Source organism: Pseudoalteromonas sp. S16_S37, from assembly GCF_014694405.1.
In the GTDB taxonomy this organism is placed as follows: Bacteria; Pseudomonadota; Gammaproteobacteria; order Enterobacterales; family Alteromonadaceae; genus Pseudoalteromonas.
In genome coordinates this window covers 46168-72123 of the sequence record NZ_JAAUWV010000010.1, presented here as the reverse complement: position 1 = coordinate 72123, position 25956 = coordinate 46168, and the positions used below count along the sequence as shown (strand labels likewise).

Genomic DNA, 25956 nt, shown 5'->3' with positions numbered 1-25956 from the left:
TAAAGTGTTTAAAAAGGCCGAGCTTGCTCGGCCTTTTTAATGTTTGTCACTAATGGTGTGAAGCAGCGAGGCATTCATAGGTGTAGCAATGTGGTGCTTTTTGCCAAGTGCAACGATATATCCACAAATTGCGTCAATCTCTGTTTTTCGACGGAGTTTTACATCTTGTGCCATTGATGAAAAGTTATGTTGGGTACGTGTCATAACTTGGTAGGCACTATCAAGCGCTTGTGATAGCGGTAGGTCAACGCCTTCACATTTAGCAACTGCGCAAGTCTCGTTAAGTAACGCTAAAATTGTACTGGCATAACGAGGTTGCCTAAGCTGACCGTTGGGTATTTGATGTATTGCACTTAAAGGATTAATGGCGATATTAACGGCTAATTTTTGCCAACGTAGCAGATTTATATCGTCATGTATAAAGCTTGGCGCAAGCAAGGTTGCAAAAAAATCTTGGTATGTTTGCTCAATCTTGCTTTTGGCAGGTGTATTACATGCACCTAAAAAAGTGTCCCCCAAGCCTGTTGCTTTAACGTGATTGTTACTGAGCTTTAATGCACCCTTTGCGGTACTAGCAAAATAAAGCGCTTGATTTGGCCCTAATTGCTCGCTCAGCGTGGTGAGATCTTGCATGCCATTGTGGCTAATAATTAGGTTGGCCGTATCGGATAACAGCGGCAATACATCTGTTAGAGCTTGTTTTAATTGATAAGATTTTACACAAACAAAGCAGTTATCTATCTTCTGGTGTGTGGATTGCGCCTGAGCAATTGACAGAGTTTTAGCCCTAATTACAGAGGTATTTTGCTCGGTATAAAGCCATTCTCGACAATTTTCATTACGCGAGATTATAGTCACATCATGCTGTTGACTCAGTGCGTGTGCAAAGGTTAAACCAATTGCACCTGCACCAAGAATATGTACTTTAGACATGTTTTTTATCGCGCCAGAAGCGCAAAGCTAAATAACCAAGATAGTAGCTTAGCGCACCAAAAAAGTCTGCGACAAAATCACCAAGAGAGGCTTGGCGATAAGGTAAAGAATCTTGCATAACTTCGATACCAATGCCATAACCTGTTAATAAGATGAGCTGCGCTATCATAGGCCATTTAAAAGCATGGTGCATGATAAATGCGAGGACAAAAAAGATAGCGAAATGCACCACTTTGTCAGCATGTTCAACTTGAATACCCGAGTGTTGAAATTCTCTGGCAAATAAATATGTGCAAACAGCCAAAGTAATTAAAAGTAAAACTTGATAAACCCGCCTGGTCACAAAACTTCCTACATGATTAATAGCCGCCGATTTTGGGATCAGTATATCACTTAAAACTGGCTGGTGGGTGAATATCACTTTTTTACCCACATTCTTATTTTGATTGATATAATTGAGCTATTCATATTTTAGGAGAATAACATGCCTTCTTTTGACATCGTGTCTGAAATCGAAATGACAGAAGCAAAAAATGCGGTTGATAATGCCAAGCGTGAGTTGGAAACAAGATACGACTTTCGTGGCGTTGATGCTTCAATAGAGCTGACCAATGAAGTGATCACGCTTAAAGCTGAAGCTGATCCACAAGTTATGCAATTATTTGATATTCTTGCCAATAAAGCATCAAAGCGTGGCCTTGATGTATCAAGTCTTGAGTTGAAAGACATCGAACGTTCGGGCAAGTACGTTTCGCGTAAGGTCGGCTTAAAGCAAGGTATTGAAAAAGAAATGGCCAAGAAATTAGTTAAATTGATCAAAGATTCAAAAATCAAAGTTCAAGCGGCTATTCAAGGTGAAGAAGTTCGTGTAACGGGCAAAAAGCGTGATGATTTGCAAGAAGTAATGCAACTGATCCGCGGCGCAGATCTTGGTCAGCCTTTTCAATTTAAAAACTTCCGTGATTAATAGCTGCCAAGCAATCATTTGATTGTAGCAAGTATTTTCAAATTTACTAAAGCAAGCAAGAATTCATCTTGCTTGCTTTAGATTTCTAGACGTCCATTGACAATCCTTTCTAAAGTTCGCACAATAGCGCCTCTATTTAAGGTGCTTGGCTTGGCGATGCATTGCGTCGTTGTGATAGTGAGACTATCAAAACAATTGCTAAGATAATCGGGAAGTTGGTGAAAGTTAAGGGAATGATTGTAATCCAACACTGCCCCCGCAACGGTGATGCGTCTAAAAGGCAAAGTCCGGAGACCGGCCTTAAATTCAACTTACTTGTATTACTTGTGCGGTGGGCGCAAGTTTGGGGATATCATGCAAAAAAAATCTATTTTAACAGTGGCCATTTTGGCTGCTGTGTCTTTTGGTGCTTGTGCACAAGCTACAGAACAACAGATCGAAACAATTACAGTTACCGCAAATAAGTTTGAGCAAGCCATCAACAATACCTTGGCTACCGTGAACATCATTGAACGCGCGCAAATTGAGCAAAGTAATATTAGGGATTTACCTTCATTACTGAATACAGTGGCTGGTGTTGACGTAGTGAAAAATGGTGGTTTTGGCCAAAAGGCCAGCGTATTTGTGCGCGGTGCTGCGACTAAGCACGTATTGGTATTAGTCGATGGTGTACGTATCAGTGATGCTAACTCTGGTAGCGTTTCGTTTACCAATATTCCATTGAACAGTATTGAACGTATTGAAGTTGTAAAAGGTGCGCGTGCGGCCATTTATGGTTCAGACGCACTAGCTGGTGTTATCAATATCATTACCCGCCAAGCACAGCAACACCAAATCAGCCTCACCTCTGGTAGCCACAATTATGTTGCTTATCAACAAGCTGGACACTTTGCATCAGACGCATTATCGCTAAACTTTAACCTTGGTTATGAAGAAACCGATGGCTATGATGTGACAGCAAAAACACCTGATATGCCGCTTGGTAAAAATCATGATAGTGATGGCTACACGAATAAAAACGTCGGCTTTAATTTAGCGTATGATAATGAACTGCTGGGTAAGTTATCTGTATTGGCTCAATACAGTGAAGGGGATAGTGAATATGATAACTCATGGGGTAATGATGCTTATGAGTTTGAAAACTACACAGCTAAACTGGGTTGGGACAAGCGATATGGTGCAGTTGAGCATTATGTTAGCGTGAGCACTTCACAAGAAGAAAACACCCAAATTGGCACGCCTACACATGATGTTTATAGTACAGAGCGTTCTGAGTTTGAATATCACGCATTATATCGTTGGTCAGATGCGCTGCAGTTAAGTGCTGGTATTAATCAATTAAATGAAGACCTATCACAAGCATCTGCTGAATTTTCTCACTCAAAGCGTACCAATAAAGCGGTGTTTGTTGGTGGTTTTTATGAGCAAGGCCCATGGTTGGCAAATTTAGTAGCACGTTCTGATGATTATGATTTTCATGGTCGAGCCAATACTTACACCGCTGGATTTGGCTTTAAGCCCAACGAGACACTCACATTTAGAGTAAATCATGGTACCGCATTTAGAGCACCGACCTTAACTCATGCTTATGTAAAAAACAGCCCTTGGTATTTACCTAACCCAAACATAAAGCCTGAAGAAGCAACTAATAGTGAAATAGGCGTATCCCTTAATACCGAGTGGGTGCAATATGATGTGGCAGTATTTAACAATACAATCGATAAAATGATTGTCAGCTTGCCCAACGAAATAGGTAAGTATGTTGCTAGTAACGTTGATAAAGCGAGTATGAAAGGCGTGGAATTATCCGCTGTTGCCTCTCTTTGGGGATTTGAACACCGAGTTAATTTAACGTTGTTAGATGCTAAAGATAATACGACGGGCAAAAAGTTAGTTCGCAGACCTGATACTGCATTTAATTATAGCCTCTCGAAGTCATGGGAACAGTTGGATGTTAATGTCTCCATGCAATATCGTTCATCAAGACCAAGTATTACTTTATATGATAGCCAATACAATGCTACCGAGCGCTCTTTAAGTGCTTACACGATCTTTGATTTAGCGGCAAATTATGCACTGTTTGACAACATAAAGCTAAATGCTAGGTTAGAAAACCTCACCGACAAAGAGTACATCACAGCGGCCACTGGTATCGCACAAAGTGGTGAAACCTTAGGGTATATACCGCAAGGCAGACAAGCCTACGTTGGTGTAACAGTACAATTCTAACTACTTTTTATCGTTAATAAAAAAGCCAGTTGCTTGCAACTGGCTTGTTGTTTTCTATTTATCTGAGCTCAGCTCATTTAAGTAGCGAGCTAAATTGTGTTTTGAACTTAGCCAGTTTCGGCGCGATTAAGATACTACAATAGCCTTGGCTAGGATTATTTGAGTAGTAATCCTGATGGTAAGACTCAGCACTGTAAAAGGCGGGTGCTGCAGAGATCTCAGTGACAACTTCGTCGCTGTAGTAGCCTTGTTGCATTGCGACCTCATCTTTTGCCAGCTGTTGTTGTTGCTCATCATGATAAAAAATCACACTGCGATACTGCGTGCCCACATCATTGCCTTGGCGATTTAATTGGGTTGGATCATGTAGCACGAAAAACATTTTGAGTAATTGCTCATAGCTAATAACTTGCGGATCAAATAGGAGCTCAACTACTTCTGCATGGCCTGTATCGCCTTGGCAAATTTCTTGATAAGTTGGTTGCTGCGTGTGTCCTCCACAGTAACCAGAGCGTACCTCAATAACACCATTTACCTGTCTAAACGCTGCATCAATACACCAAAAGCATCCGCCACCGAACGTCGCTTTTTGTAAATTAGTCATGTTTTAACTCCTTGTGTTCCTTTGCTTGAGCTGCCAATGTCTGGCTAATAAACTCTGGAGACTGGGTGTGCCTTGCCAGCAGATTGTACGCACAAGGGATGATAAACAGCGTTAAAATGGTCGCAACGCTTACCCCTGCAAATACAACCACGCCAATAACCATTCGACTTTCAGCACCAGGGCCTGTGGCTAAAACTAATGGAATAGCGCTCATCACGGTTGTGAGTGAAGTCATAATTATTGGGCGTAGCCTTTGTACCGAAGCATCCAAAATGGCTTGTTCAAATGCGACGCCCTGATCGCGCAGTTGGTTGGCAAACTCCACAATTAAAATACCATTTTTTGCGCTCAAACCAATGAGCATAACAATCCCAATCTGACTGTAGATGTTGAGGCTGTTGCCTGTTAAATAAAGCCCGTATAAAGCGCCAACTAACCCCAGAGGTACTGTCAACATGATCACCATGGGGTGAACAAAACTTTCAAATTGTGCAGCAAGCACCAAAAAGGTGACAGTCAGTGCCAGCACGAATACATAAGTCATTGCAGATGCGCCCTCGTAATACAGCTGTGACTCACCTTTGTAATCAATTGCGCCATCAATATCATTCGTTTGTGCGGCAACCTCATTCAAAAATGTTAACGCCTCAGCGAGGGTATAGTTATCCGCTAGATTGGCAGTAATGGTTATGGCACGCATACGGTTATAGCGATTAAGTTGAGCTGCAGTTGCTTCTTCGCGTATGCTTATTAAGCTATCTAACGGTACGAGTTCATCGGTGCGAGATTTTACGAAGATATTATGAATATCGTTAGGCGCGCTAAAGTCAGACTTAATGCCCTTTAAAATCACATCATATTCTTCACCACGGTCAATAAATGTAGTAACACGGCGTTGGCCCAACATGGTCTCTAAGGTACGTCCGATATCACTAATAGAAACCCCCAGATCGGCCGCTTTGGTTTTGTCGATACTGATTAAAAACTGTGGGAAAGTTTCTTTGTAGTCATGATCTATTCTTACTAGGCCCGGATTTTGTTGCGCCTGAGCAATTATTTTGTCCCGCCACTGTACCAACTCATTATAATCATTGCCCTGTAGCACAAACTCTACTGGTCGAGATTGACCGCCACCGCCAATACCACGGCGCATAATTGCAAAAGCACGAACATCGGTCACTTCGCGCATGGTTGCGCTTATTTCCGCCATGACTTCCCATGAAGAGCGTTTACGCTCATCCCAATCTGGCATGCCAACAATCGCAACACCACCTTGACCACCCCAACCAGGAACGCGCACTAATACTCGACTTAACTCGCCTTTGTCGACGTAAGGTAGTAAACGTTGTTCGATTTGCTCCATATTGGCTAAGTTATTTTCATAGCTCGCCCCTTCTGGACCATTCATTATGATAAAGAAGCTGCCTCGGTCTTCTTTTGGAGTTAGCTCTGAGGGTATTTGCTGAAATAAAGCATAACTTGCAACACCCGCAAGTACGAGTGTAACAACCAAGCTATAACGGCGCGCTAGGTTATCTTGAAGTACTTTGCGATATCCTTGCTCTAAGCGTGTTAACTGCTTTTCCATCCATTGTGTAAAGTGGTTTTCTTTATCGTTGGGTTTAAGTACTTTAGAACACAGCGCAGGCGAGAGTGTTAGAGCCGTAACACTTGAAAACAACACCGCTGCACTGACAGCCATGGCGAATTCAGTAAAGAGTGCGCCTATTCGGCCATCCATAAATACTAGAGGGACAAAAACCGCAATAAGTACCAATGTTGTTGCCACAATAGCAAAACCTACTTGTCGTGCACCTCGGTATGCTGCGAGTAGAGGCGGTTCGCCAAGCTCTATACGGCGGTGAATATTCTCAAGCATAACTATCGTATCATCAACTACAAGACCAATGGCGAGGACTAATGCCAGTAGGGTGAGTAAGTTGATTGAGTAACCCATCGCAAGTAAAAACATAAAGGTGGCAATCAGGGCTACAGGTACAGTAAGGGCGGGAATGAGTGTTGCTCTGATATTGCCTAAAAACAAGAAAATCACCGCAACGACTAGGGCCATCGCAATGGCCAGTGTGCGATAAACTTCAGTAATAGATTCACGGATAAAAATAGACGAGTCGTAGCTGTCTTCTATGGTGGTACCTGCGGGCAGGTTTCGCTTGATTTTTTCCAGCTCTTTTCGCGCATTATCAACAACATCTAAAGTATTAGCCTTAGCTTGCTTCACAATACCAAGACCAATCATATTCTTGCCGTTGCCACGAAAGGTGCTTTCATCATCGACCGCTTCTAAGCGCACATCTGCGACTTCTTTGAGCCTGACTAAATAACCTTTATCTCCACGTTTGATGATCAAGTTGGCAAAGTCGCTCTGTGTTTTATAACTGCGAGTGATGCGAACGGAAAAATCTCTATCAATTGATTCTATTTCACCAGCAGGAAGTTCGACATTTTCGCGTCTCAATACTTGCTCTATATCGCTGCTCGTTACTCCACGTGCCGCCATAGCTCTTCTATCTAGCCAAATCTTCATTGCATATTGACGCTCACCACCAATGCGAACATTGGAAACGCCATCTACTACCGCGATACGGTCAACAATAAATCGTTGCGCATAGTCTGAGAGCTGCAAAGTATTCATTGTCTCACTATTAAGCACAAACCAAGCGATAGGGCTTTCATCAGAATTGGATTTAGATACTTCGGGAGGGCGTACTTGCTCTGGTAAGCTATCCAATGCTCTGGATACACGTTCACGAACATCATTGGCTGCCGCATCGATATCTCTGTCTATGTTAAATTCTATAGTGATATTTGAGCGACCATTGCGGCTCGATGAATTGATACTTTTTATGCCTTCAATGCCAGATATCCTATTTTCCAGCACTTGCGTGATTTTGGCTTCAACAACTTCACTAGATGCACCGGTATAGTTGGTACTCACACTGACTATGGGGGTTTCAATGTCAGGGTATTCGCGAAGTGGCAACATACTAAATGCCACTATACCAAAAGTCAGTAATAGCAGATTTATAACAATGGCAAAAACGGGCCGTTTTACGGCGGTATCAGTGATCCTCACGGGCGACTCCTAACTTTTGACCATAACGGTGCTGCCAGAGCGGATTTTTATTACCCCCTCGGTGATCACTTGTTGCCCCTGCTCAACACCAGAGGAAATTGCAACCCAGCCATTAAACCGTGCCAGAACATCGATTTGCGCTTGTTTAGCTTTGTTTTCTTCATCAATAATGAACACATAGTGCTTATTTTGGCGGGGAATAACGCTTTTTTCGGGCAACATGATTGCATGTAATGATTTTAGTTGCAGCTCTATGTGCATCAACATACCTGGGCGCAGCATTGCGTTTGCGTTATTAAAGCTCGCTGTTACTTGAATCGTGCGCGTATTGCTGTCAATGCGAGGGTCAATATGAGTAACTTTGCCCACAAATGACTGCTGTGAATACGCATCACTCTTGCCAGTTACCTCCATACCCAGTTTGAGTATACCTAAATGTTTTTCAGGTACTTGAAAATCAACTTTGATAATACTGATGTCATCGAGTGTTGTGATTGGTGTATTTGAACTGACAAAGCTGCCAACAGACACTAACCGCTTACCTAAAACACCAGAAAAAGGGGCGCTAATTAATAATTCATCTAGTCTAGTTTGCTCTAGTTGCAAGTTTGCCTGCAGTGCGTCAACGATTGAGCGCTGTGTTTCGAGCTGGGAGCGAGCTGCCGACTGGCTCTTTGCTAAGTCTTCAAGTCGTTTAAGTTGTCTTTGCTGTTCTTTTAGATTGATTTTCAGCTCTTTAACAGCTAAACGCTCTTGTTGGTTTTGTAGTTGTACAAGCGGTTCGCCTTGTTTTACGGTATCGCCATCATTAAAGTAAATATCTGTAATATAGTCGCTCTGGGCACTTGAGATATGGACCGCTTGATTTGCTCGTGCACTACCTACGGCTGAAATAGACAGTATCTTGTCTTGTATTGTTGCTATTTGAGCGCTAACGGTTGTAGCCGCATTGGCGCCTCTATTCATTTGCCCCTGATTGCTGGGTAGGTAAAGGTAACTGGTGATGGCAATGAGCAGTAAAATGATAAATGGAAATAATGCTTTGCCTGATTGTTGTGTGAACATAAAAATATACCGTCAAAAGAGATACTAGTAGTGTACAAAATACAGCTCATATACATATAGTTAGGTATCTCAAAATTTTGTGAATTGGCCGAAAAATTGACAGCTTCAAAACAATCTAAGCCATCCGTGAAAAAAGTTGAGCCTAAACGAGCACCGTGTAGTGCATGCATAACAATAAGATATACGGTTATTTGGGCATTGTTGATGTTTATTTTTTATTTTGGTTTTTATGGTAAATAAACAAGCAAAAATTCGCGCGCTAGCTAACCGCCATAGTGTGGAGTTTATGTTGGTTGGCGCTATCAGCTTGAGTGTGATCATGCTATTTGTTGCGTTACGGAGCACCCCCATCAGCATAGTTGAAATATTATTCAGTGCGGCTGCCTTATTAGCAATATTGTTAGGTTTTTTGAAAAGCCAGCAACCTTATTACAGCTTAGCTATTGATAATAAAGAAATATGCTATATACATCAGTTTGGAATGTGGTACGTTCAGCATGATAATTTCCGCAGTGCTGGTGTACCATCGGTATCACAGGGGCTTGAAATTCTTGAGTTAAATGCGGTTGGTATTAAACTTAAAAATATTGACGTATTTCTAAACGGTTTGAGTCCGAGGCTGGCAGGAAAATTGTTGATAGAACAGCGGTATATTTTTTTACAAGCTGTTAAAATACATTGCAAAAACGGCAACTGCCCATCAGAATGGTTAGTTGAGCCGAATGATTATCGCTCACCATCCGGTGCCCAGTACACTGGATTGATAGCGATGTTTGCAAATAGAATGCATAATCTTAAAACGTTGACAGGCTATGATTTACTTTTACCTGCAACCGTTTTGGATAGGGATATATGGCATTTTTCGACATTATTAAATCGCTGGAAGTTAAATCCAGATGAGGTGGTTGAGTTGTTGCTGGAGAGCAAACAGCCATAACGAAAGAAGTAACAGGAACAATCCATGAGCACAGAAAGAGCCTTTATTAAGAGTGGCCGCAACACCATTATACATAAAGAGAAAAAGCTCGATTTAGTTATTGTGAATGGCGAGGCACACCCTAAGATCAAAGTAACTCCGATGGGCCTTGTGCCATTCAAAGAGGAGTTACCAAGAAATCGAAGGGAAGCGAAAGAGCGATATCTTGAAGTAGTACATATTTCAAGTGTAGATATATTTGGTGAAGTAAAACGCTTGCTGTTTATTCAGGCGTTAGATGGGCGTGAGTATAAAGTGGATTACTCTAAAGTGGGTACCAAGCTTTTTGTTAGAATTCACCAAGACAGCTATCTGTAACGCATTGCAAAGGAGATTTAATGCACGTCACAAAGGCCGTTCCTTTATTAATTAGCTTATTACTTAGCGCATGCGGAGGCGGAAGCTCTAATTCCGGCTCGAATACAGAAAACGCCAGTATTAATGCTGGAGATGATTTTACCGTTTTGGAAAAAGCAGACTTTATGCTTAGTGCGCAGGTCTCTCCGGCGGGTGGTACTGTCAGTTGGCAGTTGGTCAGTGGCCCTAATATAGAAGGTTTTCCACAAGAAGGCACTGAAATTTCGGTGACTGCGCCCGATGTAAAATCGGACACAGTTGCTCAGTTTAGAGCTGATTATATTGCACCCGATGGCCAGTCGTCTTCAGACACAATACGGGTGTCATTCACTTCTCAAAACCAGCTCCCAATTCCTGTTGTCACTCAGACATTGCCAGAAGAAGGGCAAGCTAAGTACCTAGATATTATGGAGTTTAGTGCAGCTGACTCTGAAGATCCTGATGAAAATGGTCGGGTGGTTGGCTATGCTTGGCAGCAACTTTCGGGTCCTACACTTACAGTGGATACTACAACAGAACAAAAGTTGCGTTTTGTACACCCGTTGTTAGTGAACAACGATGTAGCGAAGTTTCTTTTAACTGTGACAGATGATGAAAGTGGTAGTGCTAGCACTGAATTCACTATTACTTTACTGAAAGCTGAAAAGCCTGTCATTGCCGATGCAGGGCAAGAGCAAACCGTCACTGAATTTGATTTGGTTACGCTTAATGCCTCTAACAGTAAAACCGCATCAGGGAACTTCAGCTGTGTTTGGGAGCAAATAGAGCTAACGGGAAATAAAACAGCCGTTGAGCTCACGAACCCAAAGCAATGTATAGCGCAGTTTATTGCGCCCGATGTTGATGTAGCAACGTCTATTGCTTTTCGAGTCACTGTGACCGACCCAAATGGGTATATTGATTCGAATACCACTAGTATTTCATTACAGCCAAAGGCATTAGGATTTATTCAAGATACAGGGCTTAGTGATTGCTATGACGATAGTACAAAAATTAGTTGTGCTAACAGCGATTATCCTCGTCAAGATGCTGATGTGGGCAGAGATAGTGTCGCTGAACTATTAGATAAAGCAGGACAAGGGCGAGCGTCTTTTGATTACACTAAATTAAACGAGTTCGCTGACGAGTTGCCTGATACGGCAACTAGTTTTAGCTGTGTAAGAGACAATATTAACGGCCTTATCTGGGAAGTTAAGCTAGCTGATACAGGTACTGTGCCCAATACAAATGTCAGAGATGGTAAAAATCACTACACTTGGTACTTACTTGATGATAAAGGTGGAGCATTTCCAGGTGGAGTAATTGGTGCGGCTAATTCAACATGCCCCAGTAACGCAAACTGTGGTATTCAAACTTATATAGATACAGTTAACAGTAGTAATTTTTGTGGAGGTAGTAATTGGCGGTTACCTACTTACATTGAATTACTCAGCTTGATTGATTTTGGTAGAGAAGGCGGACAGCATTTTCTTGACCCTGAGCTGTTTCCAAATATTCCTTCTCCATCTCAATTAGGGCACTTGTACTACTGGACTACTCAAACGAGTTTAGATGGCCGCAGCTTATCTCAAGCCTTTATTTTGGATATGCAGACCGGGAACGACCTTGCCTACCCAAAATCAAATACCGCTTATGTGCGATTAGTGAGAACACCGTGAATAAAAGCATTTACTTAGTATTTTTCAGTATTATCTTTGGTTCTTTTTCTGTTTTTGCGGAACAAACTTGTGTGCAGTCGCCACAAGCACCGAGCATGACCCCGACCGCTCGCTATATCATCAATACAAATGGCACTGCTTTGGATAATGAAACAGGGCTAATGTGGCAGGTATGTGACTTTGGGCAAAATTACGACACTGCAACAAGCAGTTGTACCAGTGCAGCTTTGCAACTAAATTGGCAACAAGCGCTTACTGCAGCCAAAAACAGTGATTATGCTGGGTTTACCGATTGGCACATACCGAATGTCAAAGAGCTAGCGAGTATTTTAGATCACAGTTGTGTGGAGCCGGCAATCAATTTAGAAGTGTTTATTTCAACGCAAAGCGATAATTATTGGACGAGTACAACCGCTGTTTCTCAAATTGATCATGCATGGGCTTATCAATTTGCTGATGGTAAAAATAACCTAAAAGCGAAAACTTCTGACATTTTTTTACGCCTAGTTAGGTACGCCAAATAACTTTGGCATTAGATAAAAGTTTGCTACTCTTGGTCTCGTTTTCTTACGAGGAGTCGCATTACTTTGTTTCGCCTAGCCTGTTTATCTACATTCATATTGTTTAGTTCTTTCTCTGCATTGGCAAAAAATAAGTGCGATGTTGAGCTGAGCCATGGGCTGATTATTACCGATAGCGAAATTCGTATCGTAGATAACGGTCAAACGCGCGTACAAATTAACAATGATAATCAACTATTGATCAGAGGCTATTGGATTGAGTTATCTGAACAAGACACAATCGTATTACGAGAGTATGCAACGGGTATTAGAGACACCGTCCCAGAACTCGTCAGTTTAGCCACTGACGGCGTGAACTTAGGCCTAAGTGCAATTGAGCAAGTGGTTGAAGGGATGTCAGATAAAGAGCCTGAGGTGCTTAAGACTCAATTACAATATGTAGAGCGTGCTTTGATGGATAAGTTTAAGCGTGGAGATGACTTTTTCTTTATTGCACCTCAGTCACTTTCTAAAATTGATGATTTTTTCACCAAAGAGATCAGTAAGAAAATTCACTCAGCAGTTCATGGTTCATTGGGAGCTATCTTAGTATCTTTAGGTGATGCTTTTAAATCACGAGAAGGCAACATAGAAGATAGAATCACGGATATGGGCCAGCGTATGGATATTATCTCAAAAGAAATCGATAAATCTTTGCAGAAAAAGGCGCAGCAATTAGAAGAAAAAGCAGAAGAGTACTGTCAGTGTCTTAACACGCTCGACAAAACTGAAACTCGTTTGCAAACAATAGTGCCAAGCTTGGCGGCATACGACTTGGTTCAGATCCGCTCTTAAAATTGATAAATCCGTTTTGTGTTAGCGTAACTGAGTTTTGTCCATAACTGAGGATCATCCACTAGCTGATAATATTGTCGCCAGAGCGCGGCATAATCGGTTCTTATCATACAAACAGGGTAATTAGATGCAAACATTACCCGTTCAGCAGAGAATGCATCCAAAAGGTGCATAAGTTGCACTTTTGCATCAAGTGGTTTGGCGACATGTTCTTGGCCTGAATATTTGATGGTTACATTATGACACTCAGCCATGTATTCTAACCCTTTATACCAATTACCATTTTGCTCTATAAAACCACTATGATTGAGAACGACTTGCAGCGTATCTAGCTTTTTACATAATTGTGAAAACTGTTCAGTCGCATCTTCATAATTCAACTCAAATTGCGCTTCAAAAAACAGCTTATTCTGAGCTAAATGTGAGAGATTTTGCTGAGTATTTGGGTGAAGTAGTTTATCCACGTCAGTGCCTTCCGTGATATCGCGGATCCCAATAAATCGAGGTTGGTTTTGAAGAGTCTTTATCTTTTGAGCAAATAACATTGGCGCTTGAGTGATATCTAAATAAGCGATAGCTTGGTAGGGCACAGTTGTAACTCGCTTTGCTAGCCAGTTTAATTCTGCATCAGGATTATCGTTATCAAACCCCGCTTCAATATGCACACAACCGGCAAGAAAAAACGCACCATCAAGTAGCAAGTCTTCAGGGCCATGATCACGAACGATTTTGTCTAGATTAGGCCAAGCGGGTGGCGTTGGACCTGTTAGCCAGCGATATTGACCCTGTGACAAATCAAAAAAGTGTACGTGAGGGTCAATAATCGGCATCATTGAGCGGTATACCCCCCATCAATGCTTTGTAAACTACCGGTAATGAAACTCGCATCATCGCTGACTAAAAATACGACTAGTGCGGCCACTTCATGGGCTTGCCCAAGGCGACCTAGCGGTTGCAATTGCGCTTCTTCAGCGACGATATCTGCTTTGTTGGCACCACTTTTTGCGCAGTAGTTATCAATTGCGCTATGGAATAAAGGTGTTTCAATTGTGCCTGGACATACGGCGTTAGCGCGGATGTTAAATTTGGCGTAATCTAGTGCGGTCGTGCGTGCCATTGATGCCAAGGCAGACTTTGTCATGTTATAAGCAAAAGAGTTGGTTTTACCTATAATCGCTTGATCGGAAGATATATAGACAATGGCCCCATTGTGTTGGCTTTTCATTATAGGTAGCACGGCTTTTGTGGCGGCATACGCGCCTTTAACATTCAGAGCAAATAAGTTGTCTAATGTCTGTTCATCGGTATTTTCAATATTGGCACTGAGGTGTTTTCCGGCGTTAGATACCAATACATCAACTCGGCCAGTTTGAGCGATGATCCGCTCTATAGCGGTTTGCACGTCAGACACGTTGCTCACATCGCATTCAACGTAATTGCCAACCGTGGATGGGTTTATATCTAAATTGAAAACGTCGAAATTTTGCGACAGCAGCTTTTGAACAATGGCCAAGCCAATGCCAAAGCTGCCACCTGTTACAATGGCAACTTTATTCATTTGGCTTATTCCTTAGTGGCCACAACCACCTGCACTGTGTACGTGACCATGTGCAAGCTCTTCAGCTGTTGCTTCGCGAACAGAAACAACTTCCACATCAAATGTCAGCGTTTTACCAGCAAATGGATGATTAAGATCGCAATCAGCGTTGAAACGGCCTACTTTTACTATGCTTACTTGATGGCGACCTTGATTTGATTCAACAATTGCTGACATACCAGGTTTCCATACTTTATCATTACCAAGGCCTTGCAGGTGCTTAATTGGGATACGTTGGATCAAACCCTCTTTGTATTCACCATAGGCATCTTCAGGCGCTAAAGTAACCGTGAATTTGTCGCCTGCAGCTTTACCCTCAAGCGCATTTTCTAAGCCTGGCAGCATACTATCGTTGCCATGTAGATAAGTAAGCGGCTCACCTGTGGTACTTGTTTCAATTTGTTCTGCAGCTTCACTTAAGGTGTAGTGAAATTCAACAGCGGTATCTTTTGCAATTTGCATAACTATCTCGTTTTCTATCAATTTTGACACCATTTTACGTGAGCAAACAGTTCAGAGCTAGCGATTAGAGCGAGTTTCTGGTTTAACGAGCTGTTCTAGATCCGACAGAAACACATTCTCCTCGGGTTGTTTAGGCGTTTCATTACCTTTTGGTAGATGTAAAACAAGCACTTTACCTGGTTTTAGTACTTGGTTGTTCTTAAGTTTATTCCACACTAATAGGTCTTTTACCGACACTTTATAATGTTTGCTTATTTTCCATAGCGAGTCTCCTTCACTCACTGTGTGATGAAACTCCATTGTCAGTGGTTTGGGGAGTTGAACCTGAGCTACATAAGGACTGATTTCATAATCAACAAGCAGGCTATCAAATGCTTGTGCTTGGCTCACTTTCAAAACTTCCCCAACTCGAATCATATCATTCGCTTTGTTATTTAATAGCTTAACAGCCTTAACCGTAGTATTAAATCGCTTGGCAAGCCGATATAAGGTATCGTTTTTCTGCACCACATAAGTTTGGCTAAAATAGCGATGGTAAAAATCACTTTTATACAAAGCTTGCTCGGTCAAAGGCAATAAAACAGTGTGTGGTCCGTTGGGTGAGCTTTTATGACGAAGATAGCCTGGGTTTAGTTTGTGTAACTGAGCTTTTTCAATTCCTGTTAACGAGGCTAAAATCGAAAAATCAAATTGTTGACCAATGTCCAAAGGGCTCGTGAGTGCGTAGTTTGGTAGCTTAGGGCGTTTAAACTTTGGATGTTCAGTTTGCAGTAAATAACTTAGCGCAATTAGCTTAGGGACGTAATCAGCGGTTTCTTTGGGCAAAGATAGATGCCAAAAGTGAGTGCTTTTACCTCGACGTTTATTTCTTTTGATTGCACTTTTTACCCGCCCCTCACCACTGTTATATGCGGCCAATGCATGTAGCCAATTACCGTTAAAGCGCTTGTACAGGTAGCTCAAATAATCTAAAGCAGCGTCAGTTGAAGCCAGTACATCTTTGCGGCCGTCGTACCATTGATCTGTGGTAATACCGAAGTGATATGCGGTTGAATTAACCAATTGCCAAGCGCCAACAGCGTGCTGTGAAGACGTTACTTTAGGCCTAAAATCGCTTTCCACAAAAGGTAATAAGGCAAGTTCCATAGGTAGGCGTCGGCGCTCAACTTCTTGCACTATATGATACAAGTAGGGTTTAGCCCGCTTTGAAACTGAAACAAGGTAATTTGGCTGAGACAGATACCAGTTAATACGTTTTTCTAGTCGTTCGTTAGGCTCAATAGTAAAGCTCAATTGCGCACTGATACGCTGCCAAAGGTCTGTGATCACAGGTTTTTTATTTTCTTTAGTGACCGGCTTAGTAGTCTCTTTTTTGACAGGGTTAGGTGTGTTTTCTTGCGGTTCTTCTTTTGGGATAGACACAACTAACGAGTCGCTAATGGCAACAACATCTTGTTTATCTGTCATATCTGACTGCGTTGACTGACAAGCACTCAGGAAAAACGCGAAAATGGCCACGCAGCAGTTACGTTTTAACTGCTTAGAGAGTGGTTTCAGATCACAGTACAACATCATCATTGTCCTGTTTACTGGCTGCTATACGGCGCTGGGCAAGCTGATAGTAGTACATAAGTCGTAGTTTTGTTTGCTCATCATAGTCGCCGTACTTGCTGGATAGGCTCTGCTGTACTTCCTCATTTGAAACGCCTTTATCTAGCGCTTTAATAAATGTAATTGGCAGCTCAAGGGCTTCTTTTTTATACGGCTTACCATGAGCGGGTAACAACCAGCTTATTTTATTATCAGCTTTTAGGTCGTTTAAATGTTTGAGCCAACGTGATACATATTTATGTCTAACCTCTGGTAATGCATCAACGCTGTTACCACCTATGTACGCGCCATTGGCGGGATTAAACACTGATATATCCGCTGAACTAAAAGCTTCAACAGCATGTAAAATTACTCTCTGGCTACCCAATTTAAGCGCTATTTGACTGTGTTTAGGTAATACTTTTGGCGTGTTCAGGCTGAGCTTTTGCCAATCATTGAGTCGTTGTTTGGCGATATAAATATGCTTTTGGATTTGTTGTTCGTCGTCGACTTGAGTTAATCGTTTGGCACTCAGTGTTAGGCTTTTGCGATGTAATGCAATCTTGTCGTCTAAAGCTTGCTGATAGTGTAAAAAGTTATCGAAAATGGCTTGTCCTGCATACCATTTCGCGGTGGGAAAAGCTCTTTGTAACATCGCCATGCCAATCACTTGCTGAGTATCCGCAGAGGTGCTTACAAGATAACAAACAGGGACTTGTAACTTTTGCTTAGCAGTATTGATCATTCTTTCAAGCGCAACAAAATCGCCATGTGCGTTGATGATCGCCGCACAGTGCTTGCCTGCAATAATCGCTTGATTTTCCTGAATATAGCGTGCCGACTTTGGTGGTGATACTAACCAAGTGGCTGTATCAATACTATGCCATTGATTGGCATGAGTTACACTACATAGCAGGCTGAGAATGGCCGTAAAGATAAAACGCATAATCGCCCATGAGTTACAACGAAAGAGGTGATAATTTAACCGATAATGCAATTTTTGGGAAGTAACTAATTACTCCCCCAAATGGTCTTTTAGCTTTTCAATGAGGGCTTGTTGTTGATTTTGTTGGTATTCTGTGGATTGTTGAAGTGCTTGTAAATCGTGACATAAGTGCAATGCTGCCAGTAGTAACGCATTTTGCTCATTTCTGACTGTTGACCTTTGCTTCATATCTTCAACCCTTTGATTTAGCAAAGCAACAGCATCGAGGAGCATTTGCTCTTGCCCCTCGGTACAGGCAAATTGATGGGTCTTTCCTAATAAGGTGACTTCAACTTGATTGCTTTTTTCAGTCATTAGCTAGCCTGAGTCGCACTTTGCAGCTTTTCTAACAAGCCTGCTAATGTATTACTTGTGTCTTTTTGCTTCTCTTCACTTTCAAGTACTTCAAGTTGCAAAGTTTCATTTTCATCGACTAACTTTGAATTTAGCTCTTTAAGCTCTGAAAGTTCATTATTTAACCGCTCATTTTGGGCGATTAGTTGATCGATTAGCTGTTCGAGTTGGGGAAGTGTATCGTTATTCATAAATGCGCTCTTATCACAGTGTTTTGTCATGCAAATGTAAAACAAAGTGACTTAGGATGCTAGTGAATACACGGCTTTATACTGATTTTTGTGTGACTTTGAGCGATAATAGCGCTAACACACAATTTTATTCAGAAACGGTTCAGCTAAATTGCGCCGTTTTATTAAATGGGCAACATTATGCTTAGCTATCGACATTCATTTCACGCAGGTAATCCCGCTGACGTCCTCAAGCACTTGGTACTGGCAAACGTACTCGAATATATGACGCGAAAAGACGCTGCATTTGACTACATTGATACTCATTCTGGGGCGGGATTGTTTGAGTTAAGTAGCGCCGATGCGCAAAAGACACAAGAGTATTTATCAGGAATTGCCAAACTTTGGCAATATCAGGGCAAAAACAAGGCGTTGCTAGAGTATGTCGATTTGATTAAAACATTCAACAGTGAATCTTTGGCTTTTTATCCCGGTTCGCCAAAAATTGCTGAACAGTATCTGCGTCGTCAAGACAAAGGCTGGTTTTTTGAATTGCACCCCAAAGATTTACAGCTTCTTGAGCAAAATATGCAGGGTAAAAAATCGCTGCGCGTCAGAGGAGAAGATGGTTTTAAAGGCTTACTTGGTTTAGTCCCCCCCGCATCAAGAAGAGCATGTGTTTTGATGGACCCCCCCTATGAAATAAAAACGGATTACGAGCAGGCGGTTACGATGATTACTAAGGCACATAAACGCTTTTCTTCGGGAACATATATGATTTGGTATCCGGTTGTATCTCGTCAGCGTATTGATGCAATGGAGCAATCATTAAAAAATTCAGGCATTAGAAATATCCAATTGTTTGAGCTTGCGACCGAGCAAGACACGGAGCAACATGGCATGACGGCATCGGGAATGATAGTTATCAACCCCCCTTGGACTTTGAAAAACACCATGGATGAAGTATTGCCAGAGCTGGTGGAAATATTGGCTCAGGAGTCGGGCTTTTACAGAAGCGAGCAGTTAGTTGCTGAATAGCGCTAACACTCGAGTAAGAAAAATGTCTTAAAGCCCCAGAATTGGGGCTTTAAGACATTTTTAGAATATTATTTTTTAACAAATTTCGTCAATATGACAATGCGTTGGCCTTCTACGCGGCCCTCAATATGCTCTGGATTTGACGTCAGGCCAATATTGCGAACAGCGGTACCACGTTTCGCGACAAGTGAGCTGCCTTTAACATCAAGATCTTTGATCAATACCACTGTGTCTCCAGCATTTAAGCGTACACCATTACTGTCAAGATGAATCACTTCTTCTTCTTGTGCTAAGGCTTGCTCTGCCCAACTGCGAGTGTCGTCTTCTAGATAAAGCATGTCTAATGCATCTTGTGCCCAACCATTGTCTGCTGCTAAGCGCTTCAACATACGGTACGCAACTACTTGTACTGCCGGTACTTGGCTCCACATACTGTCATTTAAACAGTGCCAGTGGTTTGTTTCTAAATCACAACTGCCTTCTATTTGTGATTTGCAATTATGGCATAAGTAAACACATTTATCGGAATGAGCTTCTACGACAGGGGGAACTTCATATACGGATAATGCTTCAGAACTTGTACATAATTCACACTTTCCAGCGCTGCGTGTTTGGAGGGTAGCCTCGATACTCATAACTTATTTCCGTCGTCAAAACGAGCATTATACTGCTCAGTTGGGCTGCATGCCAGTAATGGGAATACTTTGCACATAGTGCTGGGTGATTTTTTGGAATTGTCCCTGCCGATGCAATTCGTTTATCGCTTCATTGATACGATCGAGTAGTACTCGGTGCTTAGCCTGCATACGCATATGCATATTACCTTGTGAGTGCAGGGTATTAAAATAGATTGGTACGCTTAGTTTTTGAGACCAGTAAATGGCAGGTAAATCGCCTATGATTGCAAGCTTAATTCTGCCTCTATGTAAAGCCTGCAAAAGCTCCTTTTCTGAATTAAAATCAATACGTTTAAAATCGCTATCATCGTGATAATAGTAACCGCGCACGGTGCCAACTTCTTTGCTATTGAGTATGATAGGCTTGTCAAGTTGATGTGTTGAAACGAGATATTCATCCACTGATAAAATTGCATCGGAATAAACAAATCGGGTGTCTTTGCGTTGTTGTTCATTGAGCCAGCTTGGACTGATTAAATCAAAGTCTATTTTGCCTTGCTCAAGATACAAAACTGTTCGCTTGGCTGGTAATAACAGGTTTTCTCCTGCGATATTTGCTTTATCTAATATTGCACTGACAACTTTTGGTAAAATGCCTGGATGTTTTGGATCATGAGTGTAGTAGGGATAATAGTTACCTGAACCACTTACACTGTAAGTGAGTTTTGGGTTGGCTTTTAATGCGCCACAAATGCAAATAGCGACTATGATTAATAAAGTTCTCATACGGTTATACTAGCCTATCACTCTCAAAATAGGCAATTGTCAAACTGTAGTGATATTGGCAAGTTCAATCACACAATAAAGATGAAGTTTTATTTGCTCGGCCTTCACGGTTCACGTATTCTCAAATAAAGCATCGACTATTGATTTGCTAGAAAAGGATCTAGATGTTAATGAGTGGCACTGTTGCTAAAGTGAAAAACACGGCAGTACAATATATAGCTCGTCAGGCTATCCTTGATAAAGAGCAAAACCTTTATGCGTATGAGTTGTTGTATCGAGATTCTAACAACAATGCTTTTCCCATGGGCGTCTCTGATGGCCAAGCTACTGGCAGAATGTTTTTTAACTCTCTAATTTTTGTGGGTGTTGAGAGATTAACCGCAGGTCATCGCGCGTTTATTAACCTATCAGATGAGTCTTTATTACAAGAACTCCCCAAGCTATTAAAACCCGATAATCTGGTTGTTGAAATTGTCGAACGTTCAAAGAATATTCCAAAATTAGTGCAATCGGTTATTGCTCTCAAAAAGCGCGGATATCATTTTGCGTTGGACGATTTTGATGGCGATCCTAAATGGCAACCTCTGATGGAACACATGGATTATATTAAGCTCGAGATTGAAGATCCCATCATCAAAACCACGATGATGATTAAAAAGCTCAAGCGTAGTTACCCCAATGTTAGCATTATTGTTGAACGGATCGAAACGCAAGAACATTATGCATTTGTAAAAAATGCTGGTGCTGATTACTTCCAAGGTTTTTATTTTGCTCGCCCCGAAATGCTCAATCATGGCAATGTAGAGCCATCTAAGTTTATTGTTTTTGACTTGCTGCGTTGTACTGCTAAAAAAGATATTTGTTTCAAAGAAGTGCAGCAAAGAGTTGCAAAAGATCTCAGTTTAACAGCTCGGGTGTTGAAACTTGCCAATGCAAAGGCGGGTGAAAACAAAATTGAGATGAAATCGATATCTCAAGCTGTTGTATATCTGGGTGAAGATGCAATACGCCAGTTTGTGCGTGTGTTAGCTTTAAGCGAGCTGGGAGTAGACAAACCAGCCGAGTTAACCAAAATGGGCCTAATGAGGGCTAAGTTTATGGAGTTATTTTTATCACCCGGTGGTGAAGAAATGGCTGAGCAGGGTTACTTAATCGGCTTGATGTCGGTGCTAGATGCGGTACTCGAAGTCGAATTGTCGGTTATAGTTGCTGAGTTTTCATTGGATAGTACATTAAGTAGCGCCTTGTTAAGCTATAAGGGGTTGTTAGGTGGGGCGCTGCAACTTACATTGCAAGTGGAGAAAAATGACTGGCAGTCGGCGCAAATGATCTTAAACGCCATTCGCCCAGCAACAAAAACCAAAGCGCTTTATAACTTCGCGATGGAAAGTAGAGAATACGCCGATGATGTATTCTCTGTGGTAAAAACTAGCTAAAAATAAGAGTGATATTGAGTTTTTTAAGATGTTGTTGTTCTTGCTCAAGGTCGGCTGCCATTAGTGTGTGTTCAGCTAACCAACGCGGTTCAAATTCAAGCAACAAAGAATCTGCATAGCTAGTTAATTTAACCTCAGGGCAGACACTATCTTGTCTTTTGGCGTTGAGTATTACCGCAAGTCTGAAAAGGCTGAGTAACTTAGAAAAGTGGTTTAGCTCGATAGAACTACCCAGCTGTAATTCGGTTAGCCTAATTTTTTTCCGGTAAAAACGGATGAGATTACTCAAAAACTGTTGTTGCTCTTGTGTAAACCCCGGCAATTGACTGTTGCGAACAATATAAGCGCTATGTTTATGTAACCCAGACGAATTAATAACTAATCCAACTTCATGTAATTTAGCGGCCCAATTTAGCATTTGTAGATCCGCTTCTTGTAAGGACCAGCTTTGTGCAAGCTGTTGATAAAAAAGCTCTAAAGTGCGGCAAATTTGCTCACTGTGCTGCCTATCAACATTATAGTGTTCACTGAGTGTTTGAATAGTTCGAGTACGAATATCAAACTCTCTATTCGTGGATGTTTCATGTAGTAAACCATCTCTTAATGCATGATCGCTATAATGAAGCTGCTCAATACCTAACTGTTCGAATACGGCGAGTAGCACCGCAAGTCCACCTGAAATGGTCCCTTTTCTTTCATCAGATAAACCTTCCAAGCTAAGTTGATTGTAATCTTCAAACGCTAAAATGAGTGCCTTTATATTTAGTAAAATCGGGTGTGTAAGCACAGGTGTGTCGAAGTGAACTTGGGCTATGTTTACTAATGCTTTGATAGTGCCTGACGTGCCATAACAGCATTGCCAGCCTAGTCGTTTATAGCTGGCAGTGATCGGCTCTAACAACTGTTCAGCTTTTATTTGTGCCTTTGCAAAACGCTTTTCAGACAATTTACCATTTGCGAAAAACTGTTGAGTGATATTTACGCAGCCCATATTTCTGCTTGCGAGCAGTTTATGGGTGAAATGCTCACCGATGATCAGTTCTGTACTTCCCCCACCAATATCAACGACCAGCCTGTTTCCTTCGCTGTGCTCGTAATTGGCAACGCCCTGATAAATAAGTCTTGCTTCTTCTTGACCCGAAATGACGTTAATTTTAAATCCAAAGCACTGCTTTGCTCTGGTTAAAAATTGTTTTATGTTTTTGCAATTTCGCAATGTGTAGGTTGCAACAACCTGTACATTGCTATGAGGAAAGTTCTGCAAAGTTGTAGAAAATTGCTTAAGCACGGCAAGCGCTCTGTCCATTGCCTCATTGGATAAAACCATGTCGGAATTAAGCCCTGCGGCTAAGTCTACACGTTGTTTTTCTTTGTGCAGTACTTGGAAGCTGCCATCAATCTCTCGAGCGACCAATAAGTGAAAGCTATTTGAGCCCAAATCTACAGCGGCAATGGAAGGGTATTCAGTCATAGGCTACTCTTGTTGCTTTCCCATTTCTTTAAGTGATCGTAAATGGCAATTTGAGAGCGAATTTTCTTTCGATTACCACGTCTTACATAACTATTTTTTTGTTCCGCATCTATTATTCGCGCTTTCGTACGGTCGCGAAATTGCAGTTCTAAGATATCGATAATGAGCTGTTTTAGTTCCTCATTATAGATGGGAACACCAACCTCAACCCGGTGATCTAAGTTCCGAGTCATCCAATCAGCAGAGGAAATATATACTAATGGTTCGCCTTTGTTTTCAAACACCATCACACGCGGGTGTTCCAAAAACCTGTCAACGATACTGATCACTTTAATGTTCTCACTGAAGCGAGGCAAGCCAGCAACGAGCGCGCACATGCCACGAACGATGATGCGAATTTTAACCCCATGACGCGCTGCGAAATAAAGCTTATCGACTAACTGCTTATCTACCAAGTTATTTATTTTTATAGTTATTCTTGATATTTTCCCTTGCTCAGCGTGCTTCACTTCTTGGTCAATTAGATCCAAAATGCGGTCTCTTGCATTAATAGGAGAGATCATGAGGTGTTCAAAATGAAACGGCCGATAGCTACTCTCGATAAAGCGAAAGACATTGTCACATTCTTCACAAATATCGGGATGACGAGTAAAGAGGCTAAAGTCAGTATAAATTTTGGCGGTCTTCTCATGGAAATTACCAGTGCCTATATGGGCATACTTTACTATTTTGCCTTTCTCCTTGCGATGAATAACACACAGCTTGCTGTGCACTTTTAATGCAGGGATCCCCACCATTACTTTGATACCTGACTCGCTTAGGCGTTTTGCCCATTCAATGTTGTTCTGTTCATCAAATCGTGCTTTTAGCTCAACCATGACAGTGACATGTTTGCCGTTTTTAGCAGCACTGATCAGTGAAGCGACGAGCCGTGAATGGCGTGCTACTCGGTAAATGTTAACTTTGATTTGCGTTACATTAGGATCAAACGCCGCCTGTCGAACGTATTCGAGCATGTGGTTAAAGGTATGATAAGGATAATAAAGGAGAATATCTTGCTCAGAAATAGCATTGAATACACTGGCATCTTTTTTGAAGGCTTGGCTTTGCAAAGGAGGTAATGGCTTATTCTCTAGGTGGCGTCGCCCCACGTTTGGAAACGCAATAAAATCTCTAAAGTTGCGATAGCGACCACCGGGGATCAATGCATCTTGATCGGTTACACCCAAACGCTTTTTCATTACCTTGAGCATCTCTTCGGGCATTGATTCATCATAGACTAAGCGCACAGGCTCGGCGTAAAGACGTTGCTTTAAACCTTTAGACATTTTATCTAGCAAGCCTTCTTCAATCTCGTCATCCAGATTGTACTGTGCATCCCTAGTCAATTTAATGGCATAGCCTTCGATATTGTCGAAGTTAAAAAAACTTTTAAATACATCCGCTAAGAAAAACTGCACGATATCATCGAGCATCACAATGTGTTTTTGGCGACGAGAGCGCTCAGGAGGTAATTGTACAAATCGGGCAAGTCTGTCCGTTGGAATTTCTAGCAAGGCGTAGTGTTGCTTTTCACCATTCATGTGCACAAAGAAATAGGTCATGGTGTCATTCATATTATCTGAGTAGTCTTTGCTTTCACTCAGCAGCATAGGTGACATATTCGGCAATACTTGGTCTTCAAAGTAGTGTTTTAACCATGACTGATGAAATTCAGACAGCGTTTGTGGTTGGCTGATATGAATATTGTATTTTGCTAAGTCAGTTAAAATTTGCTGATAAATATAATTAAACTTCTTTCCTAGCAGGAGCACTTTTTGATTAATTTGGCCCAGTAGAGCTTCATCTTCATCAAAATTAGTGTTGGGTAAATTATTTAACAAGATACGACGTTTAACATCGGCAACTCTGACTTGGAAGAACTCATCTAAATTATTGGAGAATATGCCTAAAAAGCGAATACGTTCAATGATAGGGTTGCTATCGTCTTTTGCTTCTTGAAGTACACGTTCGTTAAAAGACAACCAGCTTAGCTCTTTGGCAAAATAGCTAACCGTTTTTGGCTGAGGAGGCAGTGCTTGCATTTTGAAATCCACGAGAAATACGCTGCGTCAAATATAGGTCCAGTTTGTGACGTAGGTATGACAAGTGTCTTATCAATTGACAACTTGCCATACATGTTTATTCGTGGCGAAAAGGTCGAGTATCGGCC

At 41.6% G+C, this 25956-nt stretch carries 25 protein-coding genes and 1 riboswitch; of the genes, 9 read left to right on the top strand and 16 right to left on the bottom strand.

Features of this window, described 5'->3' with window-relative positions; all coding sequences use genetic code 11:
- Positions 1 to 36: 36 nt before the first annotated feature.
- Both HC733_RS07210 and HC733_RS07205 read right to left on the bottom strand, forming a co-directional pair.
- Positions 37 to 933: a ketopantoate reductase family protein gene (locus HC733_RS07210; protein WP_190364379.1), complete on the bottom strand. Its 897-nt coding sequence runs from the start codon at positions 931 to 933 to the stop codon at positions 37 to 39.
- A complete protein-coding gene (locus HC733_RS07205) occupies positions 926 to 1276 on the bottom strand; it encodes a VanZ family protein (protein WP_190364378.1) in 351 nt (116 codons plus the stop codon). The genes HC733_RS07210 and HC733_RS07205 overlap by 8 nt, the downstream gene beginning before the upstream one ends.
- Positions 1277 to 1417: 141 nt before the next feature.
- On the opposite strand from HC733_RS07205, the gene HC733_RS07200 reads away from it, so the two are divergent.
- Both HC733_RS07200 and HC733_RS07195 read left to right on the top strand, forming a co-directional pair.
- A complete protein-coding gene (locus tag HC733_RS07200) occupies positions 1418 to 1900 on the top strand; it encodes a YajQ family cyclic di-GMP-binding protein (RefSeq protein WP_190364377.1) in 483 nt (160 codons plus the stop codon).
- 135 nt (positions 1901 to 2035) lie between these two features.
- Positions 2036 to 2206: riboswitch (cobalamin riboswitch) on the top strand.
- A 48-nt stretch (positions 2207 to 2254) separates the two neighbouring features.
- Positions 2255 to 4129, top strand: coding sequence for a TonB-dependent receptor domain-containing protein (locus tag HC733_RS07195; RefSeq protein WP_190364376.1), 1875 nt, complete (start codon positions 2255 to 2257; stop codon positions 4127 to 4129).
- Between the two features lie 73 nt (positions 4130 to 4202).
- On the opposite strand, the gene msrA is transcribed toward HC733_RS07195, so the two are convergent.
- Genes msrA through HC733_RS07180 form a run of 3 tightly spaced genes read right to left on the bottom strand, consistent with a single transcriptional unit; the run spans position 4203 to position 8892 of the window.
- Positions 4203 to 4733: a peptide-methionine (S)-S-oxide reductase MsrA gene (gene msrA / locus HC733_RS07190; protein WP_190364375.1), complete on the bottom strand. Its 531-nt coding sequence runs from the start codon at positions 4731 to 4733 to the stop codon at positions 4203 to 4205.
- The gene (locus HC733_RS07185; RefSeq protein WP_190364374.1) at positions 4726 to 7827 is read right to left on the bottom strand and encodes an efflux RND transporter permease subunit; all 3102 of its coding nucleotides are present in this window, start codon (positions 7825 to 7827) and stop codon (positions 4726 to 4728) included. The genes msrA and HC733_RS07185 overlap by 8 nt, the downstream gene beginning before the upstream one ends.
- 9 nt (positions 7828 to 7836) lie before the next feature.
- On the bottom strand, positions 7837 to 8892 hold the full coding sequence (locus HC733_RS07180; RefSeq protein ID WP_190364373.1) for an efflux RND transporter periplasmic adaptor subunit: 1056 nt from the start codon (positions 8890 to 8892) through the stop codon (positions 7837 to 7839).
- Between the two features lie 229 nt (positions 8893 to 9121).
- Here HC733_RS07180 and HC733_RS07175 point away from each other — a divergent pair, with 229 nt between their 5' ends.
- The 5 genes from HC733_RS07175 (at position 9122) to HC733_RS07155 (ending at position 13238) form a co-directional block, all read left to right on the top strand.
- The gene (locus HC733_RS07175) at positions 9122 to 9829 is read left to right on the top strand and encodes a DUF2982 domain-containing protein (protein WP_190364372.1); all 708 of its coding nucleotides are present in this window, start codon (positions 9122 to 9124) and stop codon (positions 9827 to 9829) included.
- A gap of 24 nt (positions 9830 to 9853) precedes the next feature.
- The gene (locus tag HC733_RS07170) at positions 9854 to 10186 is read left to right on the top strand and encodes a hypothetical protein (RefSeq protein WP_105166849.1); all 333 of its coding nucleotides are present in this window, start codon (positions 9854 to 9856) and stop codon (positions 10184 to 10186) included.
- Positions 10187 to 10206: 20 nt separating this feature from the next.
- The gene (locus HC733_RS07165; RefSeq protein WP_190364371.1) at positions 10207 to 11883 is read left to right on the top strand and encodes an Lcl C-terminal domain-containing protein; all 1677 of its coding nucleotides are present in this window, start codon (positions 10207 to 10209) and stop codon (positions 11881 to 11883) included.
- Entirely contained in the window at positions 11880 to 12407 is a 528-nt protein-coding gene (locus HC733_RS07160) for an Lcl C-terminal domain-containing protein (protein ID WP_342365996.1), read from the top strand. Before HC733_RS07165 ends, HC733_RS07160 begins: the two co-directional genes overlap by 4 nt.
- Positions 12408 to 12470: 63 nt before the next feature.
- The gene (locus tag HC733_RS07155) at positions 12471 to 13238 is read left to right on the top strand and encodes a YggN family protein (RefSeq protein ID WP_190364370.1); all 768 of its coding nucleotides are present in this window, start codon (positions 12471 to 12473) and stop codon (positions 13236 to 13238) included.
- Here the strand turns inward: HC733_RS07155 and HC733_RS07150 are convergent.
- From HC733_RS07150 to zapB, 7 genes are all read right to left on the bottom strand, one after another.
- Positions 13235 to 14071 carry an amidohydrolase family protein gene (locus HC733_RS07150; protein WP_190364369.1) on the bottom strand — a complete coding sequence of 279 codons (837 nt, stop codon included), beginning with the start codon at positions 14069 to 14071 and terminating at the stop codon, positions 13235 to 13237. The genes HC733_RS07155 and HC733_RS07150 overlap by 4 nt on opposite strands.
- Entirely contained in the window at positions 14068 to 14796 is a 729-nt protein-coding gene (locus tag HC733_RS07145) for an SDR family NAD(P)-dependent oxidoreductase (protein ID WP_190364368.1), read from the bottom strand. Before HC733_RS07145 ends, HC733_RS07150 begins: the two co-directional genes overlap by 4 nt.
- Positions 14797 to 14808: 12 nt before the next feature.
- Complete coding sequence (locus tag HC733_RS07140; protein ID WP_190364367.1) at positions 14809 to 15297, bottom strand: FKBP-type peptidyl-prolyl cis-trans isomerase; 489 nt, start codon at positions 15295 to 15297, stop codon at positions 14809 to 14811.
- Positions 15298 to 15354: 57 nt separating this feature from the next.
- Positions 15355 to 16764: a LysM peptidoglycan-binding domain-containing protein gene (locus HC733_RS07135; RefSeq protein WP_190364366.1), complete on the bottom strand. Its 1410-nt coding sequence runs from the start codon at positions 16762 to 16764 to the stop codon at positions 15355 to 15357.
- 91 nt (positions 16765 to 16855) lie between these two features.
- Entirely contained in the window at positions 16856 to 17833 is a 978-nt protein-coding gene (locus HC733_RS07130) for a hypothetical protein (RefSeq protein ID WP_190364365.1), read from the bottom strand.
- A gap of 69 nt (positions 17834 to 17902) precedes the next feature.
- Entirely contained in the window at positions 17903 to 18187 is a 285-nt protein-coding gene (locus HC733_RS07125; RefSeq protein WP_190364364.1) for a cell division protein ZapA, read from the bottom strand.
- The gene (gene zapB, locus HC733_RS07120) at positions 18187 to 18417 is read right to left on the bottom strand and encodes a cell division protein ZapB (RefSeq protein ID WP_190364363.1); all 231 of its coding nucleotides are present in this window, start codon (positions 18415 to 18417) and stop codon (positions 18187 to 18189) included. The genes HC733_RS07125 and zapB overlap by 1 nt, the downstream gene beginning before the upstream one ends.
- Before the next feature lie 180 nt (positions 18418 to 18597).
- On the opposite strand from zapB, the gene HC733_RS07115 reads away from it, so the two are divergent.
- Positions 18598 to 19434, top strand: coding sequence for a 23S rRNA (adenine(2030)-N(6))-methyltransferase RlmJ (locus HC733_RS07115; RefSeq protein ID WP_190364362.1), 837 nt, complete (start codon positions 18598 to 18600; stop codon positions 19432 to 19434).
- Between the two features lie 68 nt (positions 19435 to 19502).
- On the opposite strand, the gene HC733_RS07110 is transcribed toward HC733_RS07115, so the two are convergent.
- Together HC733_RS07110 and HC733_RS07105 are read right to left on the bottom strand one after the other, a co-directional pair.
- Positions 19503 to 20069 (bottom strand): PhnA domain-containing protein, encoded by a 567-nt coding sequence (locus HC733_RS07110; protein WP_190364361.1) that lies wholly within the window; start codon positions 20067 to 20069, stop codon positions 19503 to 19505.
- A gap of 36 nt (positions 20070 to 20105) precedes the next feature.
- Positions 20106 to 20837 (bottom strand): substrate-binding periplasmic protein, encoded by a 732-nt coding sequence (locus tag HC733_RS07105; RefSeq protein WP_190364360.1) that lies wholly within the window; start codon positions 20835 to 20837, stop codon positions 20106 to 20108.
- 164 nt (positions 20838 to 21001) lie between these two features.
- Between HC733_RS07105 and HC733_RS07100 the strand changes: the two genes are divergently transcribed.
- Positions 21002 to 22273 carry an EAL and HDOD domain-containing protein gene (locus HC733_RS07100; protein WP_190364359.1) on the top strand — a complete coding sequence of 424 codons (1272 nt, stop codon included), beginning with the start codon at positions 21002 to 21004 and terminating at the stop codon, positions 22271 to 22273.
- Here the strand turns inward: HC733_RS07100 and HC733_RS07095 are convergent.
- Entirely contained in the window at positions 22266 to 23744 is a 1479-nt protein-coding gene (locus HC733_RS07095) for a Ppx/GppA phosphatase family protein (RefSeq protein WP_190364358.1), read from the bottom strand. The two genes, HC733_RS07100 and HC733_RS07095, sit on opposite strands and share 8 nt — an antisense overlap.
- Complete coding sequence (gene ppk1, locus HC733_RS07090) at positions 23741 to 25828, bottom strand: polyphosphate kinase 1 (protein ID WP_190364357.1); 2088 nt, start codon at positions 25826 to 25828, stop codon at positions 23741 to 23743. Before ppk1 ends, HC733_RS07095 begins: the two co-directional genes overlap by 4 nt.
- Between the last annotated feature and the right edge of the window lie 128 nt (positions 25829 to 25956).